The 18,153-nt window shown below is 63.3% G+C and carries 15 protein-coding genes and 1 riboswitch; of the genes, 10 read left to right on the top strand and 5 right to left on the bottom strand.

Annotated elements, in window-relative coordinates; all coding sequences use genetic code 11:
• Positions 1-178: 178 nt before the first annotated feature.
• From ACTJKE_RS25630 to ACTJKE_RS25620, 3 genes are all read right to left on the bottom strand, one after another.
• On the bottom strand, positions 179-1,831 hold the full coding sequence (locus ACTJKE_RS25630; RefSeq protein WP_440692846.1) for a bifunctional aspartate transaminase/aspartate 4-decarboxylase: 1,653 nt from the start codon (positions 1,829-1,831) through the stop codon (positions 179-181).
• Positions 1,832-1,890: 59 nt separating this feature from the next.
• Positions 1,891-3,579 carry an aspartate-alanine antiporter gene (gene aspT, locus ACTJKE_RS25625; RefSeq protein WP_440692844.1) on the bottom strand — a complete coding sequence of 563 codons (1,689 nt, stop codon included), beginning with the start codon at positions 3,577-3,579 and terminating at the stop codon, positions 1,891-1,893.
• A gap of 520 nt (positions 3,580-4,099) precedes the next feature.
• Positions 4,100-4,393 (bottom strand): DUF1330 domain-containing protein, encoded by a 294-nt coding sequence (locus ACTJKE_RS25620; protein ID WP_057254033.1) that lies wholly within the window; start codon positions 4,391-4,393, stop codon positions 4,100-4,102.
• A gap of 215 nt (positions 4,394-4,608) precedes the next feature.
• A riboswitch (cobalamin riboswitch) is annotated at positions 4,609-4,824 on the top strand.
• Positions 4,825-4,929: 105 nt separating this feature from the next.
• Between ACTJKE_RS25620 and ACTJKE_RS25615 the strand changes: the two genes are divergently transcribed.
• From ACTJKE_RS25615 to ACTJKE_RS25575, 9 genes are all read left to right on the top strand, one after another.
• On the top strand, positions 4,930-5,343 hold the full coding sequence (locus ACTJKE_RS25615; RefSeq protein WP_440692841.1) for a DUF1636 family protein: 414 nt from the start codon (positions 4,930-4,932) through the stop codon (positions 5,341-5,343).
• A 76-nt stretch (positions 5,344-5,419) separates the two neighbouring features.
• Positions 5,420-6,226 carry an ABC transporter ATP-binding protein gene (locus ACTJKE_RS25610; RefSeq protein WP_057254451.1) on the top strand — a complete coding sequence of 269 codons (807 nt, stop codon included), beginning with the start codon at positions 5,420-5,422 and terminating at the stop codon, positions 6,224-6,226.
• Positions 6,223-7,176, top strand: a complete 954-nt coding sequence (locus tag ACTJKE_RS25605) for an ABC transporter substrate-binding protein (RefSeq protein WP_440692839.1) — start codon at positions 6,223-6,225, stop codon at positions 7,174-7,176. The genes ACTJKE_RS25610 and ACTJKE_RS25605 overlap by 4 nt, the downstream gene beginning before the upstream one ends.
• A 3-nt stretch (positions 7,177-7,179) precedes the next feature.
• The gene (locus ACTJKE_RS25600; RefSeq protein ID WP_440692837.1) at positions 7,180-8,247 is read left to right on the top strand and encodes a FecCD family ABC transporter permease; all 1,068 of its coding nucleotides are present in this window, start codon (positions 7,180-7,182) and stop codon (positions 8,245-8,247) included.
• Positions 8,248-8,372: 125 nt separating this feature from the next.
• On the top strand, positions 8,373-8,933 hold the full coding sequence (locus ACTJKE_RS25595) for a DUF924 family protein (protein ID WP_058323460.1): 561 nt from the start codon (positions 8,373-8,375) through the stop codon (positions 8,931-8,933).
• A 126-nt stretch (positions 8,934-9,059) separates the two neighbouring features.
• Positions 9,060-11,873, top strand: coding sequence for a mechanosensitive ion channel domain-containing protein (locus ACTJKE_RS25590; RefSeq protein WP_440692835.1), 2,814 nt, complete (start codon positions 9,060-9,062; stop codon positions 11,871-11,873).
• 167 nt (positions 11,874-12,040) lie between these two features.
• Complete coding sequence (locus tag ACTJKE_RS25585) at positions 12,041-12,319, top strand: hypothetical protein (RefSeq protein ID WP_057254041.1); 279 nt, start codon at positions 12,041-12,043, stop codon at positions 12,317-12,319.
• Positions 12,320-12,770: 451 nt separating this feature from the next.
• Positions 12,771-14,327, top strand: coding sequence for a caspase family protein (locus tag ACTJKE_RS25580; protein ID WP_440692833.1), 1,557 nt, complete (start codon positions 12,771-12,773; stop codon positions 14,325-14,327).
• A 190-nt stretch (positions 14,328-14,517) separates the two neighbouring features.
• Positions 14,518-15,279: an MBL fold metallo-hydrolase gene (locus ACTJKE_RS25575; RefSeq protein ID WP_440692831.1), complete on the top strand. Its 762-nt coding sequence runs from the start codon at positions 14,518-14,520 to the stop codon at positions 15,277-15,279.
• Between the two features lie 233 nt (positions 15,280-15,512).
• On the opposite strand, the gene ACTJKE_RS25570 is transcribed toward ACTJKE_RS25575, so the two are convergent.
• Positions 15,513-16,922, bottom strand: a complete 1,410-nt coding sequence (locus ACTJKE_RS25570; protein WP_058323463.1) for an adenylate/guanylate cyclase domain-containing protein — start codon at positions 16,920-16,922, stop codon at positions 15,513-15,515.
• A gap of 157 nt (positions 16,923-17,079) precedes the next feature.
• On the bottom strand, positions 17,080-17,496 hold the full coding sequence (locus ACTJKE_RS25565; RefSeq protein WP_440692829.1) for a nuclear transport factor 2 family protein: 417 nt from the start codon (positions 17,494-17,496) through the stop codon (positions 17,080-17,082).
• Positions 17,497-17,682: 186 nt separating this feature from the next.
• Here ACTJKE_RS25565 and ACTJKE_RS25560 point away from each other — a divergent pair, with 186 nt between their 5' ends.
• Positions 17,683-18,093 carry a GFA family protein gene (locus tag ACTJKE_RS25560; protein ID WP_440692827.1) on the top strand — a complete coding sequence of 137 codons (411 nt, stop codon included), beginning with the start codon at positions 17,683-17,685 and terminating at the stop codon, positions 18,091-18,093.
• Positions 18,094-18,153: the final 60 nt, after the last annotated feature.

Below are 18,153 nucleotides of genomic sequence, written 5' to 3'. Positions count from 1 at the left end.
GTGGCTGGGTAACAGGACGTCTGCTCACGCCCTACCGCATGTTTCCTTCAATTGTCGCCGATTGAAGGACAAAAACATGCAGCAATTCAAAGTGCTACAGCGACCTTTGCGCGTCTGACTGGACGCGCGGCGCTGCAGGGAGGTGGCGGCCGGCGGGTTTGCCGACCGCCTTGCTCTGCTAGCTGATCTTCAGGCCCTTGGCCGCCTGGTAGGTCTGCACGTAGCCACGCGCCACGGAGCGCACGGCACGGCCGATCTGCGAATAGGCGTCGTCATTGAGGTTGGCGAAGGAAACGCGCGCCGACCAGTTTGGCGCGTCGAAGCCGGAGCCGTTCAAGAGAACGATGCCGTGATCCTCGGCCAGTCGGAAGGGAATGTCGAGCGGATGGATGTTGTCCTTCACCCATTCGACGACATCCTGCCCGACATATTTGCGCAGCCAGAACTCGAAATCGATGATGCCGTAATAGTGGTCGAAATAGATGCCCGGGTTGGACTCGACCCCCATGCCGTTTACGAGGTTCCAGAACCGCTTCGTGCAGATGGCGATGCAGGCCTTCTGGTAGGCCTTCTCGACATCCATCAGCTCGACCAGGCTGAAGAGCGACATCATCACCTGCTGGGGAAGCGACAGGCCGGCGGTGTGGTTCAGCGCCACGTCGCGGCTGTCGGCGACGATGCGGTCGATGAACTTCACCTCGCGCGGCTTCGGCGTCATCGCCTTGTAGCGCTTTTCCAGAAGCTTCTGGATCGGCTCCGGATGCGCCTTGATCTTCTCGTCGAAGATATTGTCCTGGGCAACGGCCACCACGCCGAGGCGCCAGCCGGTGCAGCCGAAGTACTTCGAATAGGAATAGACGCCGATGGTGTTGCGCGGCAGATGGCCGAGCAATGACTGGAACCCCGGGACGAAGGTGCCGTAGACGTCATCGGTAAGGATGATCAGATCGGGACGCTTGTTGTTTACGAGATCGACAAGGCGCTTGATCGAATCCGGATCCATCGCGACGGCCGACGGGTTACCGGGGTTGACCAGGAACAGCGCCTTCACCTCGGGGTTTTCTAGCGCCTTGATGTCATCGTCGGTGAACTGGAAGCGATCTTCCTGCTCGGCGCTGACATTGATGGTCTTCAGCGTGTAGTCCTCGAGCTGCGGCATCTCGAGATAGGGAGTGAAGATCGGCGTTCCGAGCGCGATCGTGTCGCCGGCGTTGAGGATGCGGGCGTTCTTCAAGGCCTTGAAGATGTAGCACATGGCGGCGGTGCCGCCTTCGACCGGGTAGAGGTCGAATTTCACGCTTGGCCGGTGGCCGGCGCACATCGCCCACATCAGATATTCGTGGGTGATGATCTCGTTGTGATGCAGCGCCCGATCGGGGACCGGATAGTTGTCGCCGATGATCGAGTCGGTCAGCTCATGCACGAATCCATCCGGGTCGAAGCCGAAGGTGTTGATGGCATAGGCGACGGCGTCACCGAGGGTTTTGGCGGCCGGGACGCCTTCGTCTTCCTCGTCCACGGTTTCCGTGCTTTGAAGCTGTTTCTTGATCCACTTCTGGAACCGCGCATGCGCGCCGTCCTGGGGCGGCATGCCGGCGACGCCCGCCTTCGGATCGTAGTAGGCGCGTTTAGCCTCCGTCAGGGCGAACTGGCCGAGCAGGAAGAAGGCTTCGCGGGCGCGCGTTGCCGTCCAGTTCGGGTTGCCGCGGCCGGCATTGAGGAAGGCCTTGGCGGATTTCTGCGAGCTCGTCTTGGCGAGCTTGATCAGTTCGTCCTTGATTTCGAACGGGCTGAGATCGGAAATGCTGTCGTAGAATTTTCTGTCCAACATGATCCACACTCCCTGTGATCTATGAAATTGGAACAATGGTCTCGGTTCGTCGGCGCGCCTCAGGCGAGCATGATGACGATGACGAGGCCGAAGATGGTGAGCAGCGTGTTGCCGATGGCGTAGGGCATGCCGTAGCCAAGCGCCGGCACCTTGCTCTTGGCCGCCTCCTGGATCATGCCGAGCGCTGCGGTCGTGGTCCTGACGCCGGCGCAGGCGCCAAACAGGATCGCCGGGTGGAACTTGAAGACATAGTGGCCGATCAGCACCGAGGCGATCATCGGGATGGAGGTTGCAACGACTCCCCAGATGAACAGCGAAATGCCAACCTCCTGGAGGCCTGCGACGAAGCCCGGTCCGGCGCCGATACCGACCACGGCGATGAAGATGTTGAGGCCGAGCGTGTTCAACAGCCACAGCGCCGGCGACGGGATGCGGCCGAAGGCGGGGTAGGTGGTGCGCAGCCAGCCGAGCACGAGACCGGCAAGCAGGGCGCCGCCTGACGTGGATAGCCCGATCGGAATACCGCCGATCGTTATCGTCAGCGCCCCGATCATCGCGCCGATGAAGAGACCCCAGCCGAGGAAGGCGATGTCGGTGGTTTCGACCGGGCGATCGGCAAAGCCGAGAGCCTTGATCGCCGCTTCGACGTGCCTCCTTGCGCCGCCGATGGTGACGATGTCGCCACGCTCGACGGTCGTGCCGGGAAGGACCGGGATCTCGACCAGCGAGCGCACGATCTTGCGGGCATAAACGCCGCGCGCCCAATCCATCGTGCTGACTTCGGCGAGTGTCTTTCCGGCCAGCGCCTTGCTGGTCACGTAGACGTCGACGATCTCGGCCTCCGCGTTCAAAAGCTCCTTGTCCTCGACCTCCGTCAGCTTGCTGTCCAGGTTTTCGACGAGCAGGGCGCGCCGGCCGGAGAAGGCGACGACGTCGCCCGGCTGCAGCACGGTGTTGCCGTCTGCTTCGATGATCTGATCCCCACGGCGCAGGCGCTCGACGAAGACGCGAATGCCGGGAAGCAGGTTCTTGACCGGCGTTCCGGTTAGCCCGCTTGCTTCGTCGATCCGATAGGCCCGAAGGCCGAAGTCGTGATAGGCGCGGGTGATGCCGGGTTCGCTGCTCTCGGTGCCGCCGCCGAGCTTGGCCTCATACTCCTTGCAGGCCGCCGGAAGATCGATGCCTAGAAGTTTTGGGCCAAGCTGGGCGAGGATGATGGCAGAGCCGATCGTGCCCCAGATGTAGGTGACCGCATAGGCAATCGGAATCTGGTCGGCAAAGGTCTTGGCCTGCTCCGGCGTCAGCCCGAGCGAATTGATCTGGTCGGTCGCAACGCCGATCGCCGCCGAGATCGTCTGCGAGCCGGCATACATGCCGGCGCCGTAGCCAAGCGGAAGCCCAGCGATCAGCGCGCAGAGATAGGGAACGATGAGGCACAGCACCAGGACAGACAGCGCAAACGCGATCTGTTTCGGCCCATCGGTGCTCAAGCCGCGCACGAATTGCGGGCCGACACCGTAGCCGACGGCGAACAGGAAGATCAGGAACAAGGTGGACTTCAGATCACCGGAAACCTGGACGCCCAGCTGCCCGATGAGGACGCCCGCCAGGAGCGTGGCGGTGACGTTTCCGAGATTGAACCCCGCGACCTTGATGGGTCCGATCAGGAAACCGATGCCGAGGGCGAGGAAGACAGCGACCGGAGGATAGGTCCGAAGCGTCTCGACGAAGAAGTCAATTGGATTCACTGCCATCCCCTTTAGAAAGTTGCGTTGCCATCACTTCATTTCGGGACCTGCGCGGCTAAGTTGATTTTATCGGTGGCTTGTGGATGCCCAATCCTAGCTTTGGCAATTGTCGCTTCGGCTGCTGATTTTCTCAACGGCCTTGGGGTTACGTGAGCGTAACGTACGTTAAATTTCCGGCTTTTGCGCGCAGTGGGGGCTGATGAGCGCTGCGCGGCACCGGTCCGAAAGCGTCGGGCCGGGCGGTCGTGCGAAGGCAAGTTCGAGAGGGTGGCGGCGCGCCGGTCCCGATGAAGGTACACGGTCCCACCACGGCGGATTTCGCCGGCTATTCAACTCTGGCGTTGTATTTTTATGTTATCGCATAACGGATGGACATGACGAAACGCCGCATGTCGATGGACCCGGAGCACATGCCCCGCAGTTGCTTCATCCGCGCGCCGCGAAGCTTGAAGTGACGGGGGCGCTCATCCGTTCGTTTCACGAGCAAGGCCGGCAATTGCGGCCAGTCTTGCGCTCCGCTTCAGATGGCGACGCCTTCGAGTGCTATGATCCGTGTCCTGGCACAGCGCTCACGGATCGTCTTCAGGCGCTGATACTCCGGCGATTGGTACCAGGAGAGCAAGGCTTGCATGTCCGGGAACTCGAGGATGACGAGCCGGTGCGGTTCCCAGTCGCCTTCAAGCACCCGGGTTGCGCCACCGCGGCCGAGATAGCGCCCGCCATAGCGGGCCTCCGTCGCCGGCACCTCTCTTTTGTATTCCTCGAAGGTCGCTGCATCGGTGATATCGACATCGGCGATCAAATAGGCAGCCATGGCAGAGCTCCTTTCCCGACAAGCCAAGGAGCAAGGATACGCCGGTCGTCGCCGTCAGGCGAGACTCTCGCCCGCGGCGGCCGGCAGGGTGACTTAGGATCATTACCTTGTTGATTGTTGTTATGTTATTTTATAACAGTCAGTATATGACGAAACGCCGCATGTTGATAGATCCCGGCCGCCCGACCCCATCGGTTGTATCCGCTGCCGATTCATGCGAGGAAGAGCGCGATGGTGCTGCGTCCGCGACAATGCGGAGGCGGCTGAAAAGGGAACACGGAACGGACGACCCTGACGGGACCGAAACCGTGGCTGCCCCCGCAACTGTGAGCGGACAGCGCATTCACACCATGTCACTGGCCAATGGCCGGGAAGACGTGGATGCGCCGCGACCCGCGAGCCAGGAGACCTGCCATCGAACCGATCAACCACAACGGACGGGGTGTTCCGATGGAAAAGAACTGGCTTTCGCGCGACGGTCATCCGTCATCCTACCGCTTCGCCATCTCTTGCCGTCAGTCCGGCGGAGAGAGAAAATGGCTGAGCCGACTTCCCGACAGCATAAGATAACGGTCTGCACCGATTGCCGTTTTACCGGCGGCCCCTGCATGCCGGGCGCCGAGCTGATAAAGCGTCTTAACCGCAGCATTGCCGCGCTCGGCGAGCCGCTCGATCGTGATTTCTCGATTGCCGGCACGGTCTGCATGGCGGCATGTACGCGCCCCTGCACCATCGCCTTCCAGGCGACGGGCAAGGCGACCTATCTCTTTGGCGACATTTCGCCGGAAGAGGACATCGACGATCTCGTCCGCTTTGCCGCCACCTATGTGGAGCGCGGCGACGGCATGACGCGGGCTGCCGAACGGCCGCGCGGGCTGAAGGGCAAGACGCTCGCCCGCATCCCGGCGGCCATGCTCGTCTCCGAAGACGTTGCGGGCCATTTCCAATGAGCGCGACACGCATGCGCTCAAGCGCGTTTGGTGCGTCGGGGATGGACGCGTGGCGCTGCCGGGGTGGGATCAGACCATGACCTGCACCGCAACAGGAGCCGCCCTTCGCGTTAAGGGGCTTTGCTGGGGGCCGCGCCCGGGGCTGACCCTGGTCGACGACATGGACTTCGCGATCGAGGCGGGCAGCCGGCTTGCGATCCTCGGGCCGAACGGGGCCGGCAAGACCTCGCTCTTACGCTGCCTTTACCGGGCGGTGCAGCCGAATGCGGGCCGCATCGAGGTCGACGGCGTCGACCTGTGGTCGATTTCGGCGCGCGAAGCGGCGAAAACGATCGCCGTCGTGCTTCAGGAAATGCCCGGCGATTTTCCCTTCAGCGTGCGCGACGTGGTGATGATGGGCCGCATCCCGCGGCGGGAGGGGCTCAACGGCTGGACGGACACCGACCGCGAGCGGGTGCAGCATGCACTCTCCCATCTCGATCTCGCCCATCTGGCCGGCCGCCAGTTCTCGACGCTCTCGGGCGGCGAGAAACAGCGGGTGCTGATTGCCCGGGCGCTTGCCCAGGAGCCGCGCATCATCATCCTCGATGAGCCGACCAACCATCTCGACATCCGCCACCAGCTCGAAATCCTCGAGCTGTTGCAGACGTTGAAGCTGACGATCGTATCGACGCTGCACGACATCAATCTCGCCGCCGAATTCGCGACTGACGTGGCGATCGTGACGGCGGGGCGGCTCATCGCCTTTGGCACACCCGACGCGGTGCTGAGCCCGCGGGCGCTGTCCTCCGCCTTCGGTGTCACCGCCACCGCCCACAGCACCGCCGTTGCCGGCACCGCCCGTTTCTCCTTTTCACTTCCTCGACAGGGATCCATTTCATGAAGATCAACATTGCCTCCTCTGCCTTCCTGTTTCTCATCGCCACTGCTGTGCCGGCGCTCGCCTATCCGGTTACCGTCAAGAGCTGCAACCGCGAGGTGACCTTCGATGCTGCGCCGAAGCGGGCGATCGCCAACGACGTCAATCTGATCGAGATGATGCTGGCGCTGAAGCTGCAGGACCACATGGTCGGCTACACCGGCGTTTCCGGCTGGAAGACGCTGGATGAAAAGCTGCGCGAAGGTGTGAAGGAACTGCCGGAGCTTGCGGAGAAATATCCGACCAAGGAAGTGCTCCTCAACGCCGACGCCGATTTCTTCTTCGCCGGCTGGAACTACGGCATGAAGGTCGGCGGCGAGGTGACGCCCGAGACCTTGGCGCCGTTCAAGATCGGCGTCTACGAACTGACCGAATCCTGCATCCATGTCATGGCCAGGGAAAAGCCTACGATGGACGACATGTTCGTCGATCTCCTCAACCTCGGCCGCATCTTCGGGGTCGAGGATCGCGCCGAGGCGCTGGTCGACGGCTACCGCCGCCAACTGGCCGCGATCACCGAGGCAAATGCCGGCCGTGAAAAGCCGACGCGCGTCTTCGTCTATGATTCCGGCGAGGAAAAGCCCTTCACATCAGGCCGCTTCGGCATCCCGACGGCGATGATCGAGGCGGCCGGTGGCGCCAACATCATGGACGACGTCGACAAGAGCTGGGTGGAGGTCTCCTGGGAGCCGGTGATCGATCGCAATCCGGAGGTCGTGGTGATCGTCAACTACGGCGAGGTGAAAGCCGAGGACAAGATCGCCTTCATGAAGAACAATCCGGCCTTCGCCACTATCGATGCGGTGAAAAACGACCGCTTCGTGGTGCTCGATTATGTCGAGGCGACGCCGGGGCCGCGCAACATCGACGCCATCGCCCGGCTCGCCAAGGTCTTTCACGGCGAGGGCCTGTAACCGATGCTGGCTGAGGATACGTCGCCTGGTCCCGCTGCCGTTTCGCGGGTTGTTCCCGTTCGGGTGATCCGCGGCGGGGTCGGGGTGTTTGCGGCGTTGCTGCTGCTTCTCCTGACCGTGACCGCGGGCGTGTCGCTCGGCTCGGCGCCGATCCCGGTCACCACCGTCTGGTCGATCGTCGCAAGCAAGCTCGCGCCCGGCAGCGTCGAGGCCTTCTGGTCGGCGGGGCGTGAAAGCATCGTCTGGGACGTGCGCCTGCCGCGGGTCATGCTGGCGGGGCTTGTCGGCGCCGGATTGGCGCTGACGGGTGCGGTGCTGCAATCGGTCACGCGCAATCCGCTTGCCGATCCGCATCTGCTTGGCGTCTCCTCGGGTGGCGCGCTCGGGGCGATTGTCGCACTGCTCCACACCGGAATGATCCTCGGTCTTCTCACGGTGCCGCTCTTTGCCTTTGGCGGCGCGCTGCTGGCAACCGTACTGGTCGCCTTCGTTTCCCGCGCTCTAGGCACCAGTGCCGATCGCCTGGTGCTTGCCGGCGTCGCCGTCGCCTTCGTGCTGACGTCGATCGGCAATCTCATGATCTTCCTGGGGGATCCGCGGGCGACGCACACGGTGATCTTCTGGATGCTCGGAGGCCTTGGCCTGGCGCAATGGCCGCATCTCATCTATCCGGCGCTCGTGCTGTCAGTCTCGCTCGGCTGGCTGGTCGTCCGGTCGCGGGAGATCAACGCGCTTGCCATGGGCGACGAGACGGCGATGACGCTCGGCATTCCCGTGCGCCGCTTCCGTCTGACGCTCTTCGTCGTCACTGCGCTCCTGACCGGGGTCATGGTGGCCTTTTCCGGAGCGATCGGCTTCGTCGGGCTGATGGTGCCGCACTTCGTGCGGCTTTTCGCTGGCAGCGACAATGTGCGGGTCATCCCGCTCTCGGCCTTCTTTGGCGCCTTGACGCTGATCATGGCCGACCTCGTCGCCCGCGTCATCATGGCGCCGGAGGACATGCCGATCGGCGTCGTTACCGGCATTGTCGGCGGCATCGCCTTTGTTGCCATCCTCACGCGGCGCGCGTAAGGCGTGTATCGACATTGGGCATGCATGGAAATGGGCCGGTTCGCGCCTATGTTTTAGCGCATGCATGGCTGCCGATCAGGCCTTGAAAGGGGCAGGACCGGCAGAAGAGCGGTGCGAGGGAGCAAATGACGAACGAAGTTGAAATCTGCACGCCGGATGACGTTTTGAATTTCTGGTTCGGCGAGCTCACCTATGACGACTGGTTCACGATGAGCGGCGAACTGGATAAGGCCTGCATTCGTCGTTTCCAGGCATCGCACCTGGCGCTTGCCCGCGGGGTCAGCGAGATCTGGCGGGCAACGCCGGAGAACCGGCTGGCGGCGATCATCCTGCTCGACCAGATGCCGCGCAACATGTATCGCGGCACGCCGCTTGCCTTCGCGACCGATTGCCTGGCACTGCACGAGGCGAAGCTTGCCGTCGGCATCGGTGCCGACATGGCGATCAAGCCGGAAGCGCGCGCCTTCGTCTATCTGCCGTTCGAGCATTCGGAAAACCTGACCGACCAGACCATGTCGGTGAAGCTTTTCACCGAACTCGGCGATGCCGACTATCTCGACTATGCCATCCGCCACCGCGAGGTGATCGAACAATTCGGCCGCTTCCCGCACCGAAATGCCCTCCTGGCCCGCGTATCGACAGACGCCGAGCTTGCCTATCTGGCACAGCCCGGCGCCGGTTTCTGACGAAAAATCCGGCGGTGGAGCGCAATTGGCGGCGTCTTTTGCATCTTTCCGCCGTCTTTCGTATTCACACCGCATTGTGACGACCACTGACGCGATTCCGCACCATGGTCTCAACCTGCAAGGATCATGAAATTGCGTTCTGTCGGAAAATTGCCTGCCATTCTCGTCTGCCTGCTGGCGCTTGCCGCCGCCGGCCCGGTCATGGCGCAAGGCACGACGCAACCGGCACAAGGTACGGCTCAGAGCGCAACTCAGCCAGAGCAGAAGGCGACGCCGGCTCAGCCGGCCCAGACCGCAACGCAACCAGCCGGCAAGGCGGCGGCACCCGCGCAGGATGGTGCGCAGCCCGCTGACAAAGGCGCGGCACCCGGCGGCGCGACACCCGGCGCTGCCACCCAGCCGGCCGCGACGGCGGTTCAGCCGGCGCAGACGGCAACCCCGCCGGCCGGCGAGGCGGTTCCGGAGGATGCCACGCCGCCGGCCCAGAGCCAGGCGGCCGATCAGCTTTCCAAGGCCGCCGAGGATCTCAAGCGGCTGACGGACCTCGTCGACAAGGCCAAGGACGACGACATCGTGCTTGCCGACCTCAAGGTTCAGGTCGACGCGCTCGCCAAGCAGATCATCGGCGTGTCGGTCTCGACCCGGCCGCGCCTCGACGAAATCAAGGGGCGGCTCACCGAACTCGGCGATCCGCCGGCCGAGGGACAGCCGCCCGAAGCCGACATCGTGACCGCAGAGCGCAAACGGCTGATGGCTGAACGCGGCGCCATCAACGCGCTCACCGGCGAGGCCGAGGGTCTTTCGATTCAGGCGACGAAGCTTTCCAACACCATTACCGCGACAAGGCGCGCGCTGTTTTCCAACACGCTGCTGAAGAACACCGAAGTCTCGACCGGCATGTTCGACGACGCTCTGACGGCGACGGCGGACGAAACGCGCGTGCTCTCGCGCAGTGTCGGGAGCTGGCTGAGCTTTGCCTGGAACTACAAGCGCGTGCCGCTTTTGACGGCGCTGTTCCTGTCGCTGCTGGCGGCGCTCGTGTTCCTTGCCGGCAGCCGCAGGCTCTTTCGCCCGCTGATCCAGCATGACATTACCGATGAGGAGCCGAGCTACTTCCGCCGCCTGTCGGTCGCCTTCTGGTCCACGCTGATCCCGACGATCGCCTCGGCCGCCTTCGCGATTTCAAGCTTCCTGTTCCTGCGCGGCTTCAACGTGCTGCGCTCCGACATCGCACCGATCATTGCCATTACGCTGGGGGTGGCGGTGGTGGTGTTCTTCGTGACAAGGCTCGCCCAGGCGGTGTTGTCGCCGCGCGATGCGCGCTGGCGGCTCGTCAGGGTTTCCGATCGCGGCGCCAGGATGCTGATGATCGCGATCTTCGCCATGGCGCTGGTCAACGGTCTTGATTACCTGTTCGGCGGCGTCAGCGAGGCGCTCGGCTCGCCGGTGGTGCTGACCGTCGTCAAGAGCTACATCGCCTCGATCGTCATCGGCCTCATCATCATGGCGTCGGCCTGGATCAAGCCGACGCTCAGAAAGGACGAGTCCTTCGATGCTCATGGCCGCGCCTGGCCGCGGCTGGTGTCGTTCGCGCTGCTTGCGACCGGGGCCTTGCTGATCATTGCGGCCGTCTCCGGCTATGTCGGTCTCGCCCGCTTCATCGCCACGCAGATCATCATCACCGGCGCGATCCTGGTGACGATGTATATCGGCATTCTCACCGGCCGGGCCGTGGCCAAGCAGGGTGCGTTTGCCGAGACGGCGGCCGGGCGCTATCTCGAGCGCCGCTACAATCTGGAACAGGTGGCGCTCGACCAGATCGGTCTTGCCGCGGGCCTCAGCATCTATGCCCTGGTCGTGATGGTCTTCATCCCGCTGATCCTCTTGCAGTGGGGCTTCCAGGTCGCCGACATCGAGTCCTGGGCCTACCGGATGGTGACCGAGATCAGGATCGGCTCGATCACCATCTCGCTGGTCGGCATCCTCGCGGGCGTCCTGTTCTTCGCGCTCGGTTTTGCGGTCACCCGCTTCGTGCAGCGCTGGATCGACGGCAACATCATGGCGAGAAGCCGGGTCGATGCCGGCGTGCGCAACTCGATCCGCACCGGCATCGGCTATACCGGCGTCGGCCTTGCGTGCCTCATCGGCCTCTCGGCAGCGGGCATCGATCTCTCGAACCTCGCGCTCGTCGCCGGTGCTCTCTCGCTCGGCGTCGGTTTCGGTCTGCAGAACATCGTTTCGAATTTCGTGTCGGGTCTGATCCTGCTCGTCGAGCGGCCGTTCAAGGTGGGCGACTGGATCGTCAGTGGTACGACGGAAGGCTTCGTCAAGCGCATCTCGGTACGCGCGACCGAGATCGAGACCTTCCAGCATCAGTCGATCATGATGCCGAACTCGCTGCTGATCAACGCCTCGGTCGGCAACTGGACGCACCGCAACAAGCTCGGCCGCTCCGAAATCGCCGTCACCGTCACCTATGCCAGCGATCCGCGCCGGATCATGGAACTGCTGTCCGAGATCGCCGCCGCCCATCCGATGGTCTTGAAAAACCCTTCGCCGACCGTCGGTTTTACCGCCTTTGGCGACGAGCGCATGACCTTCGAGCTCCGGATTTACGTCGCCGACGTCTTGACCGGCGGCGGCGTGCGCAACGACCTGCGCGTGTCGATCTACGAGCGTTTCCGCGACGAGCGGATCGGCGAGCCGTTCCCGGTCAAGATCGAGGACGTGCCGGTCGAGGACCAGACCGGCATCGAAAGCCACCACCCGGAAGAGGTGGGCGAACCGAAGGGCGCCACCTCCGCCGAGGCAAGAGCGTCGGCCAAGGCGACGGCTTCAGGCAAACCGGCTGCTTCCGCAGCGCCGCTCAACGAGGAACGCGAGGCAGAAGAAACGGGCAGTCGCCGAACCGCCAGCCGTCGCGCAAACCCGAACCGCTGATAAACGGAGCGTTCAGCCGCTATTCAGCCGGCGTGCCATAAAAAGCATGCAATTCTTCTGGTGACCGATTACGTTGTCATCGGCTGAAGAGGTGGCCGGCGCAGCGTCGCGAAACCGACGAGGCGGCCGGCTCGGCGAGAGGGCGGCGCTTCGGGCGCCGATGGGCAATGAAGAAATCTGTGATTGCTTTGCTTTCCGGCGTACTGGTGGCCTACGTGCCTATGGCAGGCGCGGCCAGTGCCGCGACGGTCACGAACAAGGACAGCGAGACCGCCGTCCTGGTCGTCGTCGAGGGCGAAAGCCGCATGGAAGTGGCGATCGCCGCAGGCGCCACGGAGATGATCTGCCCGAGCGGCTGTTTCGTGACGGCGCCGAGCGGCGACCGCATCGGCCTGCAGGGCGACGAGAATGTCGAGATCGTCAACGGCAATGTCGTGGTGAAGTAACCGGAAACCAGCCACTGAAGGGCGCGGACTCTTCCGCGCCCCTAGAGCGCCGTGCGTTCAGACGAACGCGCAAAGGACGCTCTAGTACTTTGATCGTAGAGCATCTTTCCGCTTCAAGTGATTCCACTCGGACGCTCTATAGCGCAGCAGTTTCAGACGAACGCACAAAGACGCTCTGGCTCTTGAAGTCGAGAGCAGTTTTCCGCTCTCAATGTTTCCACTTGAGAGCGGAATGCATTGGCGCCCACAGCTAATCACGGCGCGCCAATCCCATTGGATGGCGAATGAACCGGCACTCCCGCCCGTCAATACGACGAGAGACGGGGTGGCCCCGGCGAATGCCTTTGCCATCCCATCGAAGCGCATTGACACGACCCATGCCCGGTAGCACGCTCGGCTGTTCGGCCGACGTTGCTCGCCACGGTCGTTCGCGCATTGCGGGAGGGGAACCATGCCATTCCTTCGCATCGCCTTGGCCGTCCTATTGGTGTTTTGCGCCACGCAAGCGTTTGCCGAGAAGCGCGTGGCGCTGGTCATCGGCAATTCCGCCTATCAGTATGTGGCGGCGTTGCCCAATCCCGGCAATGACGCTGCCGACATGGCGGCCAAGCTCGAAGGGCTCGGCTTCGAGGTGGTGACCGGTGTGGATCTCGACCTCTCGGGCGTGCGGCGCGTATTGCGCGATTTCGTCGACCGTCTCGATGGCGCCGATCTGGCGCTTTTCTACTATGCCGGCCATGGTCTTCAGGTCGACGGCGAAAATTATCTTGCCCCTGTCGACGCCAAGCTCGCCTCCCATGTCGATCTCGATTTCGAGGCGGTGCCGATGAACCTGATCCTGACGGCGATGGAGCGCAGCACCAGGGTCAATGTCGTGCTGCTTGATGCCTGTCGCGACAATCCGCTCGCGGTCAATCTCGCCCGCTCCATGGGCACCCGATCGGCCTCGGTCGGCCGCGGACTTGCCAAGGTCGGCACCGGCATCGGCACGCTGATCGCCTTTGCCACCCAGCCCGGCAATGTCGCGCTCGACGGCAGCGGGCGAAACTCGCCCTTTACATCGGCGCTGCTCAAGCATCTCGGCCAGCCGGGACGCGACATCACCCGCGAGCTGATCGAGGTGCGCCGCGACGTTCTTGCGGCAACCGGCGGCAAGCAGGTGCCCTGGGACAATTCCTCGCTGACCGGCGAGGTGGTGCTGAAGCCTGCCGATGGCGGCCAACCGGCGTCGGTCAGGGAGCCGGCGACGGACCAGACTGCTGAGCTTGCCTATTGGGAAACGATCAAGGATGGGACGGAGCGCGATCTGTTCGACGCCTATCTGCAGCAATATCCCGATGGTGCTTTCGCATCCCTGGCGAAGGCCAAGATCCGCATCATCGAGCGGGTCTCCGCCCCGGCAACGGAGGGCGTTACCGACGTGCCCGCCGGCCAGGCCGTGGCGGCCGTTGATCCGGCCGCAGCCGCAGCGGGTACCGACCATCGCGCCTTGACCCGATCGATCCAGCAGCAGCTGAACCGGCTCGGCTGTCGGGCCGGCAGCGAGGATGGGCTGTGGGGCGCCGGCAGCCGCAAGGCGCTGGAGGCATTTGCCAGGCACAGCAAGGCTGAACTCGCAACGCTCGAACCTTCCAGCGACGTGCTCGAGCGCCTGAAGGCCGAGAAGGCGCGGATCTGCCCGCTTGCCTGCGCGCGAAACCAGGAGGCAAAAGACGGCCGTTGCGTGACGATCCGGCGCGAGGCCAAACTGCCCGAGCCGAGCGCGACCCAGGGCACCGCCAAGACACCGGCGAAGAGCACCGGCACGCGAGCGATCAGCCCGCCGGCCGAGCTGAAAAAGAAGAGCTTTGCCGGCTGCCCCGACAATGCGGACGTCGCCTTCCGGCAGATGTTTTCCCGCGGCTCTGGCCGCGGCAGGACGACGATAGCCGCCACGCACTCCTGCGGTCGTGCCTTCGCCTGTCACCGGGCGGCAAGGGGCCAGCCGTGGGATTGCGGCTGGCGGTGAGGCTGCGTGTGGCAAGCGGCGATCCGGGCGCTGCGGCGTTAGCTGGAGCGTCTCAGGTCCGCCGGCCGAAAGCCGTCGCGCGCCTTTTGGCGGCGTGGCAGAGGGCAAATTTCGGCTCTTGATTTTACCGCCGCCTCAGCAAGGATCACGGCGACATCCGTCACCGCTTTCCGGCAAGGGAGGACTCCCCATGAAACTCCAGCTTATCCGCAACGCCACGCTCAAGCTCGACTATGCCGGCCATACCGTGCTCATCGATCCCTTTCTCGGGCCGAAAGACAGCCTGCCGTCCTTTGCCGGGCGCTCGCCCAATCCGACGGTCGAGCTGCCGGTCGATATCGACACCATCCTGGCCGGTGTCGAACTCGTCATCATCTCGCATCTGCATGAGGATCACTTCGACGACACCGCCAAGGAGCGGGTGCCGAAGGGGCTGCCGATCCTCTGCCAGCCGGGCGACGAGGAGGCGATCCGCGCCGCCGGCTTTCGCGACGTGACGCCGCTTTCCGACAAGGCCAGCTGGCAGGGGCTGACGCTGACCCGGCGTGACGGCAGCCATGGGCTCGGTCCGGTCGTCCAGGACATGGGGCCTGTCATCGGCTTCAGCCTTGAGGCGAAGGGCGAGCCGACGGTCTACTGGGCAGGCGACACGGTCTTCTATCCGGCGATCGAGAAGACGATCCGCGAAACGAAGCCTGACATCATCGTCACCCATTCCTGCGGCGCGAAGTGGAATGGCGATCTCATCGTCATGGATGCCGAACAGACGATCAAGGTCTGCGAGACGGCGAAAAACAGCACCGTCATTGCAACGCACATGGAGGCGCTGGATCACGCGACGGTCAGCCGAAGCGAGCTGCGGGTAGCAGCCGATGCCCATGGCATCCCCTTGACGAAGCTGGTGATCCCTGATGACGGCGACGTGCTGACGCTGATACCGCCGGTGGTCTGAGCAATTCCAGGAAAAGTGCAAAGCGGTTTTCCGTCCGGAACTGCGGCGATTCCAAGCAATTCCAGGAAAAGTGTGAAACGGTTTTCCGTCCGGAGTTGCGGCGATTCCAAGCAATTCCAGGAAAAGTGTGAAACGGTTTTCCGTCCGGAATTGCGGAGGTTCCAAGCAATTCCAGGAAAAGTGTGAAACGGTTTTCCGTCCGGAATTGCGGCGATCCAGAAGGCCGGCCGCGCTTACGGGATCGAGAAGATACTGATCTCGTTGGTGATGCCGCGCAGAGCGACATTGTGCGACTGCGGATTGAGGCCGCGGTCGCTGAGCAGGCCGGAGGTGCGCGGGTCGTCGAGCACGGAGCTGGTGGCGAAGATCTCGCGCGAACTCGCGAGATGCTGGACGCGCGAGGCGATATTGACCGTCTGGCCGAAATAATCCTGGCGCTCGTTGAGGTTGACGGCGATGCACGGCCCCTCGTGGATGCCGATCTTCAACAGCAGATCCTCGGAGCCCCGGTCCTCGTTGAGCTGTCGCATCGCCTCGCGCATGCGCATGGCCGCGGCAACCGCGCGATCCGGCGTCGGGAAGGTTGCCATGACCGCGTCGCCGATCGTCTTGACCACGGCGCCGGCCTCGGCGGCAACGATCTCGTTGACGGCGCTGAAATGGGTCTTCACCAGATCGAAGGCTGCGAGATCGCCGACCCGTTCGTAAAGCTCGGTCGAGCCGCGCAGATCCGAGAAGAGGAAGGTGAGGCTGGTGATCTTCAGCCGCTGGTCTACGTCGATCGTGTCGGTGCGGTAGATATCGCGGAAGGTCTGGTTGGACAGCAGCCGCTTGGCGGTGAGGAACGGGCGCCGACGGCCGAGAATATCGTGCAGGGTGTCATTGGCGATACAGACCGAGGGCAGGGTGCGCACATCCGTATGGTTTTCCACCTGGATGCGCAGCGGACCCGGCTGCATGGTCAACGCCTCGTCGTGGCGATGGCCGCGATCGAAGACGAGCGACAGCGTCCGCCGTTCCTTGGTCGGCTCGCCCTTGACGTCAATGAATTGCGCGGCATGGGTCACCGGCTCGAAGACGATGATGAATTCCGCCGGCATCTGCAGCGAGATCACCGCCTTTTCGCCGGGCGGCAGTTCGAGCGCCTCGATCATGAAATCGTCGACCTGGGCCTCGTAGTCGTCCTCCGGCAAATCTATGCCGGAGCCCCAGTAGATCTGGCGGAAATATTCGAGCGGCGGCAGCTCGTGCGGGTTGTGGGCCTCGATGTGGCGTACCCGCGGGTTAACGGTGAAGGTCACTTCCACCATCTCGTCGAGCGTCGGCTCATAGCCGGCGGCGCAGAGCGAGCAGGTATAGGTGTCGCTCTGCACGGTCTTCAGCGAGGTATTGCTGTCAAGCACACCGCCGCAGCCGGGGCAGAGCACATTCCACGACAGCTCGAAGAGCCCGAGGCGTGAGGCATGCAGGAAGGCGGCGATGACCTTTTCTTCGTCGAGCCGATGCTCGGCGGCAAAGGCGAGCGCATTGACGCGGCAGAGCTTGCGGTCCGGCGCTTCCCGGACAAATCGCTCCAATACGCCGGCGATGTCAGGCTGCACGTTTTGGCGCAGCATGTCGAAGAGAGGCTGAGCGTCACTCATGATTGCATCCTACACCGAAAAGAACCGGCGGGGCAGCCAGTTTGTCGGTGTGGGTTCGCGTGCCGGAGATTGGCCCTGACCGGCTTTCCCGCCACTTTAATCCGCCTTGGCGACGAGGCTGAAATAGGCCTCGCCGCTCACGGGTCGATTGCGTGCTCTACGCCGCCTTGCGGTCGCGGCCGAAAGGATCGCCGAGCGCCGATTCCGTATGAAGGGAGGCCAGCCATCCACCGTCCTTGCGGATCCAGGTGGTGGCGTCGGCCGCCTTTATCGTCAAAGGCTCTCCCTCGACTTCCATCTCTTCCGTCACCGTGTAGGCGATGACGGCGACGTCCTCGCGCGGAAAGATGACGCTGACGTCGTCGAGGCGAAACGCGTTGAGCTTCCAGGATCCTTCGGCCTGGTCGGCCATCCTGCGATAGTCATCGCGGGTAAGAATGGCCGCCCCTTGCGCCCCCACGACGATCGACCGTTCGGGCAGCATGGCCACGGACGCCTCGGTATCCTTCTCCAGAATGGTTCGCCAGAATTCCTGTTCGAGATCGATGATCTCCTGTTCGTCGGCATGTGCCATGGTTTGATTCCTCCGTTTGCATTTGCAGAAGCCATGGGACGGCCAAAGGTTCCGACCAGACAGACCTCGCCGCACAGCGGCCCTGTTGCGCGGCCGCGTGACATCGAAGCCGAACCGCCCCGCGGGAACCCAACACCCGCCTCTGTCGTTTTCCGGATCCAGCAGTTGCGAAGCAGGATGAGACACATGAGGATCTTCTCGGGAAAATGCCTCTGCGGCCAGGTGCAAGTATCGCTTCGTGGCGAACCTCTGCGCGTCGGTATCTGCCATTGCATGGATTGCCGGAAGGAAAGCGGTTCGGCCTTCACCTTCTATGGCATCTGGCCCGCGGATCAATTTGAACGTACCGGCGACACGTCGGAGTTTCAGGGGCGCTGTTTCTGTCCCGGTTGCGGGTCGCGGGTTTTTTCGGTCGATGTGCGTGAGGCGGAGGTCAAGCTCGGTATCCTGTCCGACGCGCCGACCTCGCTTAAGCCGAGCTACGAGCTCTGGATCAAGCGGCGCGAGCCATGGCTCAGGCCCGTCGAGGGAGCCGAGCAGTATCAGCAGGATCGCGAACGGGCAGCCGACGAAGGGCCGGTCGACACGCGCTACTAGAGCGCGCGTCACCGTCAATCTGCCATCCCTTAATTAAGCGTCGATTCATCGATGGAATTG

This window comes from Ensifer sp. 22521, assembly GCF_052044795.1.
Lineage (GTDB): Bacteria > Pseudomonadota > Alphaproteobacteria > Rhizobiales > Rhizobiaceae > Ensifer.
This window is presented reverse-complemented; position numbering and strand designations above follow the sequence as displayed.